Here is a 13005-nt window from a genome sequence, read left to right on the forward strand (position 1 = left end):
GTTATTTTACCTTCTTATTCGTAATTTCTCCATTTACAACTCTGGTGATATGCAATGGATTTTCATTTTTTAATTCATTTGGCAACAGCGAATTAGGCCAATCTTGATAACTAAAAGGTCTAACCCATCTTTTTATAGAATTAACCCCAACTGCAGTAAATCGACTATCGGTAGATGCCGGATAAGGACCACCATGCACCATAGATTCACAAACTTCAACGCCTGTGGGCACTCCATTAAAAATAATGCGTCCTACTCTATTTTTTAGAGCATCGATACTTTCAGCATACTTTTCGGCATCATCACCTTCTGCAATGACTGTGCCTGTTAGCTGCCCTTCTAAGGTTGTCATAATAGTCTGTAATTCATTTTCATTCTCACATTGTACTAGAATAGAATATGGGCCAAATACTTCTTGGTGTAGTGTTGGATTTTCTAAAAAAGTAGTCCCGTCTACCGTAGTAACCGATTGTCTACCATAATTTTCATTGGTCTTAGCTGTATAATCAGCAGCTACGTGTACTTTAGATTGTGAAATGGCTTTCTCTTTATTGCTTTTAAAGGCTTTATAGATATTTGGATGCAACATACACGTTGGATCTATTTTTACAATCTCTTGAGCCAATTGCCCAATAAATTCCGTTAGTGCAGTACTTTTAATTCCTAGAAGTAAACCAGGATTTGTACAAAACTGTCCAGAACCTAGTGTTATAGAATTTGCGTATGTTTTTGCCCAATCAACACTTTTCGATTCAAGCGCTTTAGGTAATATAATTACAGGATTTATACTGCCCATCTCTGCAAATACAGGTATAGGTTCTTCTCTTTGTGCTGCTAAATCAAACAAAGCTCTACCGCCACGAATGCTTCCTGTAAACCCAACAGCCTTAATTTGAGGATGCTTTACCAATTGTACGCCAACCTCTATTCCACTACTATTTAAATTGGAAAATACCCCATTTGGCATTCCGCTTTTTATAGCAGCTTTAACAATTGCCGAAGCCACTAATTCCCCTGTACCAGCATGCATTGGGTGACTTTTTACGATTACTGGACACCCAGCAGCTAATGCTGCCGCCGTATCACCACCTGCGGTAGAATAAGCTAAAGGAAAATTACTAGCGCCAAAAACAACTACAGGCCCTAAAGGAACCATCATTTTACGAATATCTGGTTTAGGAGCAGGCTTTCTATCTTCTATTGCCGTATCTATTGTAGCTTCAACCCAAGAGCCGTTTTCAACTAAATCAGCAAACATGCGAAGTTGACCAATGGTTCTACCACGTTCCCCTTTTGCTCGCCCCTCAGGCAAGCCTGATTCCTGCATATACATGTGAATTAGTTCATCATCTAATGCTAAAATTTCATCAGCAATGGTATTTAAAAAGACTGCTTTTTTAGCTCCTGAAATAGTATTGTACTCCTTAAATGCCTTAGATGCTAATGCTACCGCTTCATTTATTTCCGCTGGAGTAGCTTCGTGAAACGTTGTTTTATTTTCGGTATTTAACTGAGGATTAAAGGTTTTATATGTTTTTGAACCAGCTGCTGCTTGCGTATTACCGATATAATTTTTTCCTGAAATCATGCCTTTTTTATCTTTTTCAAATGAGTCTCTAAATTTACTGGTTTATACACTACATTATTAGAAACAGGGTACTTTTCCACTAAATTTTTTGGCCTAATTGGTCTTATGGTAAAGTTTCCTCCGCAATTGGGGCATATATTATAAAGTAAATTTTCCACACAATCGCGGCAAAAAGTACATTCAAAAGTGCAAATCATAGCTTCCTTTGATGCATTAGGCAAAGCTTTATTGCAATGTTCACAACTTGGTCTAATTTCTAACATTATACTAAGGCTTTATAATTTGGCAATTTAGGTCTGGTTCTAAGGCCTTCATCAATTATTTTTTGAACGCGAATACGTTCATCACCTTGTAATGGAAGTCTAGGTTCTCGCACATATTCGGTTCCTAATCCTGTACCAACTTCTGCAAGTTTTATATTCTGCACTAACTGTGGGCTAATATCTAATTCTAATAAAGGCATAAACCATCTATAAATTTCCAATGCTTCATGAATTCGTCCTTCTTTTACTAAGTTGCAAATTGCTACAGTTTCTTGAGGAAAAGCACAAACTAATCCTGCAACCCAACCATCGGCTCCAGCTACCATACTTTCTAATGCCAAAGTATCAACACCACAAAGTATGCGTAAACGATCTCCAAATCTATTTCTAAATCGGGTTATGTTTGAAATATCTCTAGTAGATTCTTTAACCGCCTCAATATTTTCATGCACCAGAAGCTCTTCAAACATTTCTAGCGTTACCTCAATCTTATAATCAATAGGATTGTTATAAATCATAATAGGCAAAGCTGTACTCTTAGCTATTTTCTTAAAATAGGTAACGGTTTCAAAATCAGTTGCCTTATAGCGCATTGGCGGTAACATCATTAATCCGTTTGCACCATATTTCTCTGCTTTATTTGCTGCATCTATGGCTCCTGTAGTAGTTTGCTCTGCTATATTAATAATAACCGGCACTTTGCCTTCTACTTGTTTAACCGTTTCTGTAATAAGAGTTTTCTTTTCTTCATAGGTAAGGGTGCTTGCTTCACCTAAAGTACCTCCTAAAATAATACCATTTACTCCTGCTTCTAATTGCGCATTTATATTAATGGCAAACATTTTCATATCTAAAGTATCGTCTTTAGTGAATTTAGTCGTTACTGCTGGCATTACACCGTTCCAAATTACTTTCATTTTACTTTTTTTCTATTGTTTATTCCAAAAATAGCATCTTTTTGTAGCGTCTATAAATGATATATTACCCATTTGTGCGCATATATTACCGTATTTTAATAAATTTAAACAATAATATAGTTAATATTAGCTAATCAATAGAATTGTTATATATGAGAGTTCAACCTTTTGCAATTCCAAAGAATTTAAATGAAAGTATACGAATACAAGAACACCTTGCGCCTGGTTTTTACAATAAATTACATCAACATGTAGAAATTCAGATTAGTTATATTAAAGAAGGATATGGTAACTTAATTATCTCAGATAGCATTCACACCATTGTGCCTGGTGATATTTATGTAATTGGCAGTAACAATCCACACGTTTTTAAAAGTGCAGAAGCATGTACTCATACACACATGATTTCGTTATTTTTTAGTCAAAATACTATTGATAATGTGCTAAAGTATATTCCAGAAATGGATACATTAAATGATTTTTTTTCAAAAACAGAAACTAGTATAAAAATAATATCACGAAAAAAATCTATCCGTAACAAAATGAATCAGTTGCTAGAAAGTGATAAATTTTCAAGATTTATTTTGTTCCTTCAAATTATTAAAAAAATAAAACAAGCCGAGATTCATACGTTAAGCGAATTTAAATACCACAAAAAAATAACAGCACGTGAGGGAAAAAGAATGGAAGTCATTTTTGATTATTTAATTAAAAATTTTCGAAACGAAATAACTTTAAAAACGATTTCTGAACTAGTTTTTATGACGCCAAATGCCTTTTGTAGATTTTTTAAGCAACGTACCAATAGTACTTTTTCACAGTTTTTGTTACAATTACGCGTTGAGTACGCTTGTCAGCTACTAGATGCTTCAAAAGACATTCCTATGGCAGAAATAGCTGAGAAATCTGGCTTCAACTCCATTTCTAACTTTAATAGACAGTTTAGAACAATTAAAAAATGTGCTCCATCAAGCTATAAAACTAAAGCCTAAAGAATAGTAGAAAATAGAATTCATATGTTTAATTCAAAAGTATTTAGTTTTCACTATTTTTGAAAAGACTAAAATTAAATCTAAAACAAGAATGAAAAAAATTGCACTATTGGTAAGCTTACTGGCTTTCGCTTGTAATTCTTCACAAAAAACTGTAGCTGATAAAACTTCAGATTCAAAAGCAATAGCGGATCCCACTCCATTTGCCGAAAGCATTACTGAAGCAGAGCTTAAAGAACATTTATTTATCTATGCTTCGGACGAATTTGAAGGAAGAGAAACTGGTCAGCCAGGTCAAAAAAAAGCGGTAGCGTATTTAGCTAATCAATATAAAAAATTGGGCATAGTTGCGGCTCAAAAAGATGGCAATTACTTTCAAAAAGTTGCTTTAGAGCTTAATAAATTACCTAATGGCTCCATTGCAATAAATGATAAAGCCTACGAAAACGGCGAAAATTTATTGACTTTTTCGGCTGCAAATGGCAATTTTAATGAAATTATATATGCCGGATATGGTATTGAAGACGAGAAATATTCAGATTACACCAATATTGATGTTACTGACAAAATAATTCTAATTAAAGCTGGAGAACCAACTAATAGTGATGGCACCTATGTTATTTCTGGAAATTCTGAAAAATCTGTTTGGAGTAATATGTCTGAATCTATCGGCAAACGTTTTGAAGCTGCCGAAAAGAAAGGTGCAAAAGGCGTTTTCTATTTTGATGAAAACAACTTTGGTCGCTTTCAAAGTCGATTTGATTATATGAAGAAAAACGATAGTGGTAGAATGGCTATTGTTGAGGAAGAAAAAAATACCTTTTTCACATTCTTTATAAATGAAACCCTTGCCAAGGCTATTCTGCCTACAATTACTACTGAAAGTAAGCCAAAAGCTATTGCTGCTAAAATTAACTTAGCCGTTGAAAGCGCAAATGAAGACGTGTCTTCTGAGAATGTAGTAGCATTTATTAAAGGTTCTGAAAAACCAAATGAATATGTAATAATATCATCGCATTTAGATCATATTGGAGTAACAAAAGATGGCGAAATTAATAATGGAGCAGATGATGACGGTTCTGGTACCGTAGCGCTATTAGAAATAGCACAGGCTTTTAAAAAAGCAGCAGATGCAGGTAATGGTCCTAAAAGATCTGTTGTGTTTTTGCATGTAACCGGTGAAGAAAAAGGTTTATTAGGCTCACAATACTACACAGATAATGATCCTATTTTCCCTCTTGCTGAAACTGTTGCAGATTTAAATATTGATATGATTGGTCGTATAGACCCAAAAAGAGAAGGAGATCGCAACTACATATACCTTATAGGTTCTGATAAATTAAGTACCGATTTACATAACATCTCCGAAGAGGTAAATAAAAAGTACATGAATATAGAGTTGGATTATACGTATAATGATGAGAATGACCCTAATAGATTCTATTACCGAAGTGATCACTATAATTTTGTTAAAAACAATATTCCAATCATATTCTATTTTAATGGTACTCACGATGATTATCACCGCCCAAGTGATACTCCTGATAAAATTAACTACGATTTGCTTGAAAATAGAGCGCGTTTAGTGTTTTACACGGCATGGGAAGTGGCTAACAGAAATGATCGTTTGGTTGTAGATAAGCCAAATAAGTAAAACAGACACATTAAAAAAAATAAAAAAAGGTTCGTAATTGCAATTACGAACCTTTTTGCCTTTAACATAAAGCCACAAAAAAAGTCTTATCAATTTTGATAAGACTTTATTTCTGGGTGGAAGATGGGGCTCGAACCCACGACCCTCGGTACCACAAACCGATGCTCTAACCAACTGAGCTACAACCACCATTTGTAAGCGGCTGCAAAGTTAATTTTTTAGATTATAATTACAAAATAAAATAGTGATATTTTAAATAAAAATTAAAAAGAGTTGTCCCTCAACATTTTAAGAAGAATAATCATAATATATAAAGCAAGATTTATCTAAAATTTGAACTTACAAAATACTATTTAGCATAATTCATCGTTAAAATACACAATATCTTGGATGTAATACACATAAAATGGTACTTTCACAACAAGATTTATAATACAATAGTAATATAATCTAATTTTACTGACACAACATTTAATATCTATGTCCCCCGAAATAGCACGCATTTTTATGCTAATAAAATCTTACTTCAGTCGTATACTTATGGCTATGCTATTTCTGTTTTGTCAATTAAATCAAGCGCAGCAGATATATCTAGATAGTTTAATCACTAGCTTGACTAAAATTGAAAACGATCGAAAATTTGATCAAAGTAATGTAGACTACATCAACTTATTAAACGAAATAGCTTCTAATTATCAATACAAAAATATAGATAGTTTAAAAATTTATGCAGAAAAAGCATTCTCCTTAAGCAACAAATATCAATATTTAGATGGTCAAGGCAATGCCCTTATTAATTTAGGCAAATACGAATTTTATAAAGGCAACAAAAACAGTATTAATGTTCTGAACTCAGCTTTAGAGATTGCGAAAAGTAGCAATAACAGTCTTTTGCAATTAGAAGTGCAAAAAATACTTGGTAATCAAGAATTGGATTTTGGTAATCATGCCAAAGCTCTTAAAGCTTATTTAAACGCTATAGATCTTGCAAATTCTAATAATGACTTTCAAAATTTATCTGTTATCAAAGAAAACGTTGCCATTTTATACCTTACTGAAAAAGACTACGCACAAAGCTTACAGCTTTATAAAGAGGTTGAAAAACTCAACGATAAAATTGGTAATCCATTAAGAACTGCACAAACAAAAAGTAATATAGCCGAGGTCTACACCAAATTAAATGACCTAAAAAACGCTACAGAATATATAGATAATGCGATGATGGTATTTAAAGCGCATGAATCTTATGAATGGCTAGCATTTTCATATCATGTAAAAGGTGATATTTATTTAAAACAAAATAATCCAAAATTAGCACTGTATTGGTATGATAAAGCCATGGCGCTTCACGAAAATTTAAGTGACGACCGGTATAAAGTTCCTTTGCTAAATTCTATATCAACAGCTTATTTTGATTTAAATAATTTGGCCGATTCCGAAAAGTATGCTTCTCTTGCTTTAGATATTGCGTCTAGGTTAAGTCTTTTGGAAGACCCTATTAAATCGTTTGAACTATTATATAAAATCAATAGAGAAAATAAGAATTTAGATGATGCATTAAAATATCACGAAAAATTTAAACTACTCTCCGACTCCATTTCAAGAAAAGAAAATTTAAATAGTTTAGGCGTTTTAAAAACAAAATTAGAATTTGAAAAACAGCAAAAAAATGCTGAAATAGAAAGAAACAAACAAAAAACAAAACAAAATATATTCATGTATCTTGGTTTGATACTTTTAGTGATTTGTGCTCTTATTATTTTCTTATTAAAAAAGCAATCTAAGGCACGAAAATTATTTAATAATGAATTACGCCTAAAAACGGCAACATTAGAAAAAAGAGAAGAAGAACTTAGCGCTATTAATGCTACTAAAGACAAACTATTCTCTATTATTGGTCATGATTTAAAAGGACCAATAAATGCCTTAGGCAGTGTGCTAACTATGTTTAATGATAATGAAATTACTTGTGAAGAATTCTCCACATTTGCTCCTAAATTTAAAACGGATGTAGATGCAATATCATTTACATTAAACAATTTGTTATCATGGGGTAGAACCCAAATGACTGGATCAAAAAAGGAACCTACAAGCTTTGATATGCGCATGCTAGCTGAAGAAAACATTAGGTTTTTACACGAAATTTCAATAAATAAAAGTATTACTATTACCAACAACGTTTTAACCGATACCAATGTTTGGGCAGATAGAAATCAAATAGATGTCGTTATAAGAAACTTACTTAGTAATGCCTTAAAATTCACCAACAAAAAAGGAGTTATTGCTATAAATGCAATTGAAAAGAATAACATTGTAAAAATTTCGGTTACTGATAATGGTATTGGTATGTCTCCTGAAGTAATTTCTAAAATATTTAATAGTGAGGAAACGAATCTAATAAGCACCTATGGCACTGATAATGAAAAAGGTACTGGATTAGGCCTTTCCCTTTGTAAAGAAATGGTAGAAAACAATGGAGGCGAAATTTGGGTAGAAAGTAAAATTGATAAAGGATCCACTTTTTACTTTACTTTACCTAAAAAAGTATCAAATGTATAAGTGTATACATTACTATTTTTAAGAAAATAAAAAAGGGCTAACAATTATGTTAGCCCTTTTTTATTTTATATAAACTACTTTACTTCTTTAAATAATCTAATACTTGCTCGTATACTTTCTCTCCAGTAAAACCAAATTTTTCATCTAAAACTCCAGCAGGTGCTGAATACCCAAAATGTTCTAAACCAAACACTTTTCCTCCTGGCCCTGCAAGTCCCTCAAGATTTACTGGTAAGCCAGCTGTTAAACCAAAAACAGGTTTACCTTTAGCAATTACACTATCTTGATACGCTTGTGATTGTAGTCTAAATAAGCCTTCAGAAATAATAGAAGCTATATTAACTTTTAATCCTTTTTTAGATTCTAATAGTTCGGCAGCTGCAACCAATGTAGATACCTCTGAACCATTAGCTATCAAAATCACATCTGGATTATCCACTTTTTTAACCAAATACCCTCCCTTTTCAGAAGCCAAAGCATCTGCATATCTAGATTTTCCAGTGGCAGGAACATCTTTTATTCCTTGTCTTGAAAGAATAAGACCAGATGGAACTTTGTTGTTTTCTAATAACATTTTCCATGCTACAACAGTTTCCGCCGAATCCGCAGGTCTAAGTGCTATAAAACTAGAATCTCCACTATGATTTTTCAACTTTTCTAAAAGCCTAATTTGCGCTTCTTGTTCTATAGGTTGGTGTGTTGGACCATCCTCTCCTACTCTAAATGCATCGTGTGTCCATACAAACTTAACTGGCAGTTCTTGAATTGCACTTAATCTTATGGCTGGTTTCATATAATCAGAGAATACAAAAAACGTTGCCACAACCGGTATAACACCTCCATGTAATGCCATTCCGTTAGCCATTGCTGCCATTGTTAATTCTGCAACTCCAGATTGTAAGAACGATCCAGTAAAGTCACCTTTTTGTAAAGAATGTGTTTTATTTAAAAATCCGTCTGTTTTATCACTGTTGGATAAATCAGCAGAAGAAACTATCATATTTTCTACTTTACCTGCTAAATAAGCAAGAACATTTGCAGATGCTGCTCTTGTTGCTAATCCGTCTTTATTAACAATAGATTCAAAATCCAATTCAGGTAATTTTCCAGAAAGGAACATCTCTAATTTACTTGCCAATGCAGCATTTTTAGCTCTCCAAGAAGCTATTTCTTCTTTCTTAGCTTTTGCTTCTTTTGTTTTATTGGCTAAAATATCTTTATAAGCTGCCGAAACTTCATCATAAATTGCAAATTCATCTTCAGGGTTGGCTCCTAAATTTATAAGTGTTTTTACAAAATCTGCTCCTGTATCGCCAATAGGCTTACCATGTAACTCCGTATAACCTTCATACATTTCACCAGTAGCAGTTACACAACCTTTACCCATAATTGTTTTACCAATAATCAAAGTAGGTCTTTCTGTCTCTGCATTCGCTTCATTTAACGCCTTGCGTATTTCATCATGATTATGACCGTCAATAGTTATCACTTTCCAGCCCCATGATTTGTATTTCATTTCAGTATCTTCAGAAGTAACTTCATCGGTTTTTGTAGATAATTGCACATCATTAGAATCGTAAAACATAATAAAATTACTCAATCCTAAATGACCTGCGATACGACCTGCACCTTGTGATATTTCTTCTTGCACACCACCATCTGATATAAAACCATAAATTTTATGGTTCATCCAATCGCCAAATCTTGCTTGTAAAAATTTAGCTGCGATAGCTGCTCCTACTCCCATTGTGTGTCCTTGACCCAAAGGTCCAGACGTGTTCTCAATTCCTCTTTTAACATCTACCTCAGGGTGTCCAGGAGTAACTGATCCCCATTGTCTAAAATTTTGAACATCTGATTTAGAATAATTTCCTAACAGATAATATTGCGCATACATTAAAGGTGATAAATGCCCAGCATCCATAAAAAAACGATCACGATAAGGCCAAGCCATATCTGTTGGATCATATTTAAAAAACTCAGAATATAGAATATGCATGTAATCTGCACCACCCATTGGGCCACCAGGATGCCCAGAATTTGCTTTTTCTACCATTGAGATAGCCAAGGCTCTAATATTATCCGCCGCTAATTGATCTGTTTTTTTATTCATTTTACTGATTTTGACTTTAAAAATATATGATTTGCAGTATTCTTTTATCTTTACTAAATGCACCGCAAGATAAAACGCTTTAAACCTTTCTGCAACCTATTTTTATTTTAATATTTGTTCATTACGAAATAGTTGCGTAATGTTAAAAATTTCTTTACCGGTTGTAGAAAATGCGACTATACATTGTTTAAATAAAGCTCTCAAAATACTATATTGAAAGATATTGAGTTATATTTAGTAGAACAATAATCAAGTAGAATATAAAAGTGAAGTTACTATGAGAGCTATAAAACTATTTTTACTGTTACTAATTAGTTTCAATTTCTTTGGATGTAAAGAAGATTCTAAAGTTGTAGAAGATACAAATGTAGAACCAGTAATTACCACATATTACCTAATTCGTCATGCAGAAAAAGATAGAAATGACCCTGAAAATCTTGATCCTGAATTAAATCAAGATGGTTTAGGAAGGGCTATTAGATGGGAACGCGTTTTTAGTGAAATAGGACTGAATGAAATTTATAGCACTGATTTTGAAAGAACTATGATGACTGCTGCACCTACCGCTGTTAATCAAGATTTAATAGTGAAAAACTATGACCCTGCAACGGTAAATATTGAGGAATTTAAAACCGCTAATTTAGGTTTAAATGTTTTGATTGTTGGACACAGCAATACTACTCCAGATTTTGTAAATAAGCTTATTGGTGAAGAAAAATACTCCGCTATGGACGATTATGACAATAGCAGCCTATTTATTGTGAGAATTATTGATGGAAAAGCTACTGATATTCGTTTAAAAATGGATTAATTCTCAAAAGAGATATTAATATTTTTGAGCTCTATTTTAGATAGTAATTCTAATCTATCATTTAAAAAAGCATCTAAAATATTGTCTAGAGTTTCTTTCGGATCCCTTGGTTTATAATTTTCATAATCTACAAACCTTATTCCGTCTACGTACCTTTCATTATAAGCTTTCCTAAAACGCACTCCACCTCCATCGGTATGAAAATCGTATGCTAAATAATCTGGTTTAAATGTCTCTTTATTAAACCAATACATGTACGTGTCTTCAAAATCAACTCCACCATTCTTCTGATCAAATGTAACTTTTACAACGTAGTAATTAGTAGTGCCAATAGTTGCTTCTCCAATTAATTCTTTATGTACCGATGTATCATTTAATCGATATGGTAATTGCGCAAAATAATGAACAGAATTTATCGAATTACTATATAATTGTGCTAGTGAATCTGAAACAGTTACTGGAATATCGTTTATAAACCGCTGAAAATCAATATTCGATTTTATATCCGTGTAATTTAGAGAATCACTTTTAAAAATACGTTCTAAAACAGTTCCTTTATTTTTAGAAACATATGTTTTATCTCTAAAATCAAATGAAATAGTACTGATGGCGTATAAGTTTCCTCCACTAATTTCAATTGCTTGATTTACAATCTCATCTGCGGTTAAGCTCTTGGCTTCTTTACAGGCTATCACAATTAAAAACGAATAAAATAAATAAAATCTTTTCATAGAATTTGTTTATGACTTAATCGCAATACTTTACAAACATTACAAATTTAGATAACTATTATGACACTTCTAGAATTGTTTATAGTATAATTGTTATTATTTTTGTTATGTGATACAGAAGAAAATTAATATTAAAAATAAACGTGCCAGATTCGATTATGAAATTCTGGATACTTACACTGCTGGATTAGTTCTTTCAGGTACAGAGATTAAATCTATCCGTTTGAGCAAAGCCTCTATTTCTGAGAGTTTTTGCGAATTTAATGATCGCGGAGAACTCTTCATTATTAATATGCAGATAGATGAATATTCACATGGCTATCATTTTAATCACGCACCAAAAGCCGAAAGAAAACTACTTTTAAATCGTGGAGAACTTAAAAAGTTAGAAAAAGAAGTGAAAAACTCTGGCTTAACTATAGTTCCTTTAAACCTATTTTTAAACGATAGAGGTTTAGCAAAAATAAATATTGCTTTGGCGCGAGGTAAAAAACTATACGATAAACGCGAGACAATTAAAGATCGCGACAATAAGAAAAGTCTAGATCGTATAAAAAAGAGCTTCAATAATTAGGCTTTTAATCGTAAATTTAACTTGCGATAAAAAGTGATTCATTTGAATTACTAGTACTAATTTTTATTCAGTAACCAGCTAATATGAATCTTATGAAAAGAATAGTTCTTATTTTATTTTTCTTCATTTTCTCTATAGGCTTGCATGCCCAAAGTATTGTTGGTGCATGGGAAAGTTATTACACCTCCAAAGACGGTGAAAACTTAAGAAGTGTTGTGATTTTTTCTGAAAAATATCAAGTAGCAACAACTTATCACGCCACTACTGGAGAATTTAAAAATACCAATGGTGGAACTTGGAGCTTATCTGGTGATACTATGACGGAAAAAATTGAGTTTGACAGCCAGAATCCCGATCGTGTAGGCACTGAAGTTACCTTTGCGGTAGTAGCAACGGAAACTACTTTATCTATCGTAGGAAATGAAAATCAGTTTAAACGAATAGATAACGGGCAGCCGGGTAAACTTAAAGGTGCTTGGCTAATGTCTGGAAGAATACGTAATGGCGAAACGCAAAATCGTGATATGGAATCCCCAAGAAAAACGATGAAAATACTATCTGGCACTCGTTTCCAATGGATAGCATATAATACCGATACCAAAGAATTCATGGGAACTGGAGGAGGCACATACACCACTATTGATGGAACATATACCGAAAATATTGAGTTCTTTTCAAGAGACAATTCTCGCATAGGAGCTGCTTTACAATTTAATTATGAAATAGTGGATGGAAATTGGCATCATTCAGGATTGTCAAGCAAAGGAGATCCTATACATGAAATTTGGAGCTTAAGAAAGTAA

General features: G+C 32.8%; 11 protein-coding genes and 1 tRNA gene. 6 read left to right on the forward strand and 6 right to left on the reverse strand.

Going from position 1 to position 13005, the window contains the following annotated elements:
* Position 1 precedes the first annotated feature (1 nt).
* From B8963_RS12780 to B8963_RS12790, 3 genes are read right to left on the reverse strand one after another with little or no spacing between them, the layout of a single operon-like run.
* On the reverse strand, positions 2-1588 hold the full coding sequence (locus B8963_RS12780) for an aldehyde dehydrogenase (NADP(+)) (protein ID WP_084061939.1): 1587 nt from the start codon (positions 1586-1588) through the stop codon (positions 2-4).
* Positions 1585-1851: a DUF1272 domain-containing protein gene (locus B8963_RS12785; RefSeq protein WP_084061941.1), complete on the reverse strand. Its 267-nt coding sequence runs from the start codon at positions 1849-1851 to the stop codon at positions 1585-1587. Before B8963_RS12785 ends, B8963_RS12780 begins: the two co-directional genes overlap by 4 nt.
* A complete protein-coding gene (locus B8963_RS12790; protein WP_084061942.1) occupies positions 1851-2768 on the reverse strand; it encodes a dihydrodipicolinate synthase family protein in 918 nt (305 codons plus the stop codon). Before B8963_RS12790 ends, B8963_RS12785 begins: the two co-directional genes overlap by 1 nt.
* A gap of 152 nt (positions 2769-2920) precedes the next feature.
* On the opposite strand from B8963_RS12790, the gene B8963_RS12795 reads away from it, so the two are divergent.
* Positions 2921-3760, forward strand: coding sequence for an AraC family transcriptional regulator (locus B8963_RS12795; RefSeq protein ID WP_084061943.1), 840 nt, complete (start codon positions 2921-2923; stop codon positions 3758-3760).
* Positions 3761-3851: 91 nt separating this feature from the next.
* Positions 3852-5414 carry a M28 family peptidase gene (locus B8963_RS12800; protein WP_084061944.1) on the forward strand — a complete coding sequence of 521 codons (1563 nt, stop codon included), beginning with the start codon at positions 3852-3854 and terminating at the stop codon, positions 5412-5414.
* Positions 5415-5528: 114 nt separating this feature from the next.
* Here B8963_RS12800 and B8963_RS12805 read toward each other — a convergent pair.
* Positions 5529-5604 (reverse strand) — tRNA-His (locus tag B8963_RS12805).
* A 422-nt stretch (positions 5605-6026) separates the two neighbouring features.
* Between B8963_RS12805 and B8963_RS12810 the strand changes: the two genes are divergently transcribed.
* The gene (locus tag B8963_RS12810) at positions 6027-7973 is read left to right on the forward strand and encodes a tetratricopeptide repeat-containing sensor histidine kinase (protein ID WP_159447298.1); all 1947 of its coding nucleotides are present in this window, start codon (positions 6027-6029) and stop codon (positions 7971-7973) included.
* Between the two features lie 79 nt (positions 7974-8052).
* Here B8963_RS12810 and B8963_RS12815 read toward each other — a convergent pair whose 3' ends face one another.
* Positions 8053-10086 carry a transketolase family protein gene (locus B8963_RS12815; protein WP_084061951.1) on the reverse strand — a complete coding sequence of 678 codons (2034 nt, stop codon included), beginning with the start codon at positions 10084-10086 and terminating at the stop codon, positions 8053-8055.
* A gap of 277 nt (positions 10087-10363) precedes the next feature.
* On the opposite strand from B8963_RS12815, the gene B8963_RS12820 reads away from it, so the two are divergent.
* The gene (locus B8963_RS12820; protein WP_084061952.1) at positions 10364-10897 is read left to right on the forward strand and encodes a SixA phosphatase family protein; all 534 of its coding nucleotides are present in this window, start codon (positions 10364-10366) and stop codon (positions 10895-10897) included.
* On the opposite strand, the gene B8963_RS12825 is transcribed toward B8963_RS12820, so the two are convergent.
* Positions 10894-11628: a DUF6503 family protein gene (locus B8963_RS12825; RefSeq protein ID WP_084061953.1), complete on the reverse strand. Its 735-nt coding sequence runs from the start codon at positions 11626-11628 to the stop codon at positions 10894-10896. The two genes, B8963_RS12820 and B8963_RS12825, sit on opposite strands and share 4 nt — an antisense overlap.
* 112 nt (positions 11629-11740) lie before the next feature.
* Between B8963_RS12825 and smpB the strand changes: the two genes are divergently transcribed.
* Together smpB and B8963_RS12835 are read left to right on the forward strand one after the other, a co-directional pair.
* Positions 11741-12202 (forward strand): SsrA-binding protein SmpB, encoded by a 462-nt coding sequence (gene smpB / locus B8963_RS12830; protein ID WP_084062178.1) that lies wholly within the window; start codon positions 11741-11743, stop codon positions 12200-12202.
* Positions 12203-12294: 92 nt separating this feature from the next.
* A complete protein-coding gene (locus B8963_RS12835; protein WP_084061954.1) occupies positions 12295-13005 on the forward strand; it encodes a membrane or secreted protein in 711 nt (236 codons plus the stop codon).

It is taken from the genome of Cellulophaga tyrosinoxydans (genome assembly GCF_900176415.1).
Lineage (GTDB): Bacteria > Bacteroidota > Bacteroidia > Flavobacteriales > Flavobacteriaceae > Cellulophaga > Cellulophaga tyrosinoxydans.